The organism is Tritonibacter aquimaris, from assembly GCF_009617595.1.
Taxonomy (GTDB): Bacteria; Pseudomonadota; Alphaproteobacteria; order Rhodobacterales; family Rhodobacteraceae; genus Epibacterium; species Epibacterium aquimaris.
Window position 1 is genome coordinate 1 of sequence record NZ_WIXK01000020.1, and the last position, 4,820, is coordinate 4,820.

Consider the following 4,820-nt stretch of genomic DNA (forward strand, 5'->3'; position numbering starts at 1 on the left):
TAGCACTAGAACCCCCTTCACCGGCGGCGCTGAGGCGCTACTGAGACACACCGGACGGTGCGGCGGCGACGCTGAGTTGGGCGGGAAACGAACCGGAGAGACGGTTGGACGGCTTGGAGAGACTTGCGACGCTCAGGATAGACTGAGGCATTTAGTTAGATTGATGCGAGGCGGTTGCGCAGTGAGAGTTGCGCTACGGTCTTGTTTTTGACCTCTGGATGTTGCTCTTTGACATTGTTGTATATCTGAAGAGATATGTGGGCGGTTTGGTTTATTTCGATGGATCAACGTCTGTATATCAACGCTAGTAGGGTTTTTGCCCGATGATCTAGTGTCAGCTTCACTGTTTGAACGGCTTTCTGTACCTTTGGTACTGAAGCACAACAAACAGAGAATAACAGGTTGCTATTTCGGGTTCCTAGCCGGGTCCGGATCCAGGTTTAAATCCTCCCAAGGATTTAGATTTGCAGAGCAACCAGTGATGTGCAGAGGTTCGACGTCAAGGATAAGCTGGTAACAGCTTTTCAACTTGAGAGTTTGATCCTGGCTCAGAACGAACGCTGGCGGCAGGCCTAACACATGCAAGTCGAGCGCCACCTTCGGGTGGAGCGGCGGACGGGTTAGTAACGCGTGGGAACATACCCAGATCTAAGGAATAGCCACTGGAAACGGTGAGTAATACCTTATACGCCCTTCGGGGGAAAGATTTATCGGATTTGGATTGGCCCGCGTTAGATTAGATAGTTGGTGGGGTAACGGCCTACCAAGTCTACGATCTATAGCTGGTTTTAGAGGATGATCAGCAACACTGGGACTGAGACACGGCCCAGACTCCTACGGGAGGCAGCAGTGGGGAATCTTGGACAATGGGCGCAAGCCTGATCCAGCCATGCCGCGTGAGTGATGAAGGCCCTAGGGTCGTAAAGCTCTTTCGCCAGAGATGATAATGACAGTATCTGGTAAAGAAACCCCGGCTAACTCCGTGCCAGCAGCCGCGGTAATACGGAGGGGGTTAGCGTTGTTCGGAATTACTGGGCGTAAAGCGCACGTAGGCGGATTGGAAAGTTAGAGGTGAAATCCCGGGGCTCAACCCCGGAACTGCCTTTAAAACTCCCAGTCTTGAGTTCGAGAGAGGTGAGTGGAATTCCGAGTGTAGAGGTGAAATTCGTAGATATTCGGAGGAACACCAGTGGCGAAGGCGGCTCACTGGCTCGATACTGACGCTGAGGTGCGAAAGTGTGGGGAGCAAACAGGATTAGATACCCTGGTAGTCCACACCGTAAACGATGAATGCCAGTCGTCGGGTAGCATGCTATTCGGTGACACACCTAACGGATTAAGCATTCCGCCTGGGGAGTACGGTCGCAAGATTAAAACTCAAAGGAATTGACGGGGGCCCGCACAAGCGGTGGAGCATGTGGTTTAATTCGAAGCAACGCGCAGAACCTTACCAACCCTTGACATCCTAGGACAACCTGAGAGATCAGGCCTTCCTTCGGGACCTAGTGACAGGTGCTGCATGGCTGTCGTCAGCTCGTGTCGTGAGATGTTCGGTTAAGTCCGGCAACGAGCGCAACCCACATCTTTAGTTGCCAGCAGTTCGGCTGGGCACTCTAAAGAAACTGCCCGTGATAAGCGGGAGGAAGGTGTGGATGACGTCAAGTCCTCATGGCCCTTACGGGTTGGGCTACACACGTGCTACAATGGCAGTGACAATGGGTTAATCCCAAAAAACTGTCTCAGTTCGGATTGTTCTCTGCAACTCGAGAGCATGAAGTCGGAATCGCTAGTAATCGCGTAACAGCATGACGCGGTGAATACGTTCCCGGGCCTTGTACACACCGCCCGTCACACCATGGGAGTTGGGTCTACCCGACGGCCGTGCGCTAACCTTTTGGAGGCAGCGGACCACGGTAGGCTCAGCGACTGGGGTGAAGTCGTAACAAGGTAGCCGTAGGGGAACCTGCGGCTGGATCACCTCCTTTCTAAGGATGATCCTAGCAGATCAGAGCTTGCTCTATCTCGTGGATCACTTAGCAGATCGGCAAACAAAGCCGATCAAATCATCAAACCGAGCCGTCCTCATATCTCTTCAGGAATTGTCAGGACCTTGTCACATGGCAGGGTTCAGCTAGGGGCCTTAGCTCAGCTGGGAGAGCGCCTGATTTGCATTCAGGAGGTCAGGAGTTCGATCCTCCTAGGCTCCACCATCTCTAAGCTAAAGCCCGTTCCAACAGAACACGGCCCTTGCGAAACCAGCCTGGGCTGGCTCCTCTCGGCGACTTTGCTGTGCAAAGTAGCCTGCCGGAGCGTCGCTGACTTTGCATAGCAAAGTAAGCTGGGTCGGTAGCTCAGGTGGTTAGAGCGCACGCCTGATAAGCGTGAGGTCGGAGGTTCAAGTCCTCCTCGACCCACCATTCTTCGGATATACAAAGATCAAAGAGTTCGATTTGACTTTTGAGCTGCACATCATGTGCATCTTTAATGTCCAATCGGACAGGCAAGCGTGGTCGCAAGACCAAACGCTTTGATATCGTTTATAGAGATTACAATCAACAACACCGTTGGTCGCCCTAAGTAAGGGGATGACCTCTTAAAGGTGAAGCTGCTCTGCAGTGGATAGCATTTGGATCGTCATGTTTCCTCAGACGCCCTTATGTATGCTTTTTTGAAATGACGGTAGTTGTCCAAGTCAAGTACACTAACCCGCGTGGTTTAACGACCACGCAATGTATTTATGTGCCTGCTTCGATACCGGGTTCGACCGACATCAAACCCTCAAGTAGCGAAGCGGTAGGGCATCATAAATGCGGGAAAGTATGCTTTTTGGTTCAGAAAGTTAAGCTTGCAGATCTTACCAGCTTCTGTGAGCGCGATAGTTACACTATCTCTTTCTGGAACAAATCAAGCGCGAGAAGGGCGTTTGGTGGATGCCTTGGCAGTAAGAGGCGATGAAGGACGTGATACTCTGCGATAAGTCATGGTGAGCTGAGAATAAGCTTTGATCCATGAATTTCCGAATGGGGCAACCCACTTGAAAGTTTGTTATAATAGCCTTCGGGCTGCTTATAATAAGCTTAACCAAGTACTTATTACCTGAATACATAGGGTTTTAAGAGCAAACCCGGGGAACTGAAACATCTAAGTACCCGGAGGAAAGGAAATCAATTGATACTCCCCTAGTAGCGGCGAGCGAACGGGGACCAGCCGAGCCCGATGAGTGACCAGAATGTGTTGGGAAGCACAGCCATAGCGGGTGATAGCCCCGTATGGGAAGCTCTGAAGGACGTATTAAGTAGGGCGGAACACGTGAAATTCTGTCTGAAGATCGGAGGACCACCTTCGAAGGCTAAGTACTCCTTACTGACCGATAGCGAACCAGTACCGTGAGGGAAAGGTGAAAAGCACCCCGACAAGGGGAGTGAAACAGTCCCTGAAACCGAACGCCTACAATCAGTCGGAGGATCTTTACGATCTGACGGCGTACCTTTTGTATAATGGGTCATCGACTTGGTCTCACGTGCAAGCTTAAGCCGTTAGGTGTAGGCGCAGCGAAAGCGAGTCTTAATAGGGCGAATGAGTTCGTGGGATCAGACCCGAAACCGAGTGATCTAGGCATGACCAGGCTGAAGGTGCGGTAACACGCACTGGAGGGCCGAACCCACACCTGTTGAAAAAGGTCGGGATGAGTTGTGCCTAGGGGTGAAAGGCCAATCAAACTCGGAGATAGCTGGTTCTCTGCGAAATCTATTTAGGTAGAGCGTCATCCGAATACCCCGGGGGGTAGAGCACTGGATGGGTAATGGGGCCCCACAGGCTTACTGATCCTAACCAAACTCCGAATACCCGGGAGTACTAGATGGCAGACACACTGCGGATGCTAACGTCCGTAGTGGAGAGGGAAACAACCCTGACCTCCGGCTAAGGCCCCTAATTCATGGCTAAGTGGGAAAGCAGGTGGGATGTCCAAAACAACCAGGAGGTTGGCTTAGAAGCAGCCATCCTTTAAAGATAGCGTAACAGCTCACTGGTCTAATTAAGACGTCCTGCGGCGAAGATGTAACGGGGCTCAAGCCATGAGCCGAAGCCGAGGATGCACATAGTGCATGGTAGCAGAGCGTAGTGTGATATAGTTCCATGCGTCTTTAGCCTTCCTCCGGAAGGTGTTGGACGCAAGGAGCTTTCGATGAAGCGGGCGCGTGAGCGATCCCGTGGAGAGATCACTAGTGAGAATGATGACATGAGTAGCGACAAAGAGTGTGAGAGACACTCTCGCCGAAAGTCCAAGGGTTCCTGCTTAAAGCTAATCTGAGCAGGGTAAGCCGGCCCCTAAGCCGAGGCCGAAAGGCGTAGGCGATGGGAACCAGGTTAATATTCCTGGGCCAGGAGGATGTGACGGATTGTGAAGGTAGTTCATCCTTATCGGATTGAATGAGCTGCTGATCAGTCCCTGGAAATAGCCCTCCATGAGACCGTACCCTAAACCGACACAGGTGGACTGGTAGAGAATACCAAGGCGCTTGAGAGAACGATGTTGAAGGAACTCGGCAAAATACCTCCGTAAGTTCGCGAGAAGGAGGCCCGGGTCCTACGCAAGTGGAATCCGGGGGCACAAACCAGGGGGTGGCGACTGTTTATTAAAAACATAGGGCTCTGCGAAGTCGTAAGACGACGTATAGGGTCTGACGCCTGCCCGGTGCCTGAAGGTTAAAAGGAGGGGTGAGAGCTCTGAATTGAAGCCCAGGTAAACGGCGGCCGTAACTATAACGGTCCTAAGGTAGCGAAATTCCTTGTCGGGTAAGTTCCGACCTGCACGAATG

Annotated in this window: 2 tRNA genes and 2 rRNA genes; all 4 read left to right on the forward strand. The window is 52.0% G+C overall.

What is annotated here, in order from left to right:
• The first annotated feature begins 525 nt into the window (after positions 1-525).
• Positions 526-1,985, forward strand: a 16S ribosomal RNA gene (locus tag GG681_RS17565).
• Between the two features lie 149 nt (positions 1,986-2,134).
• Positions 2,135-2,210, forward strand: a tRNA-Ala gene (locus GG681_RS17570).
• 130 nt (positions 2,211-2,340) lie between these two features.
• Positions 2,341-2,417 (forward strand) — tRNA-Ile (locus GG681_RS17575).
• 485 nt (positions 2,418-2,902) lie between these two features.
• Positions 2,903-4,820: ribosomal RNA gene (locus GG681_RS17580) — 23S ribosomal RNA — on the forward strand; the annotation flags it as partial.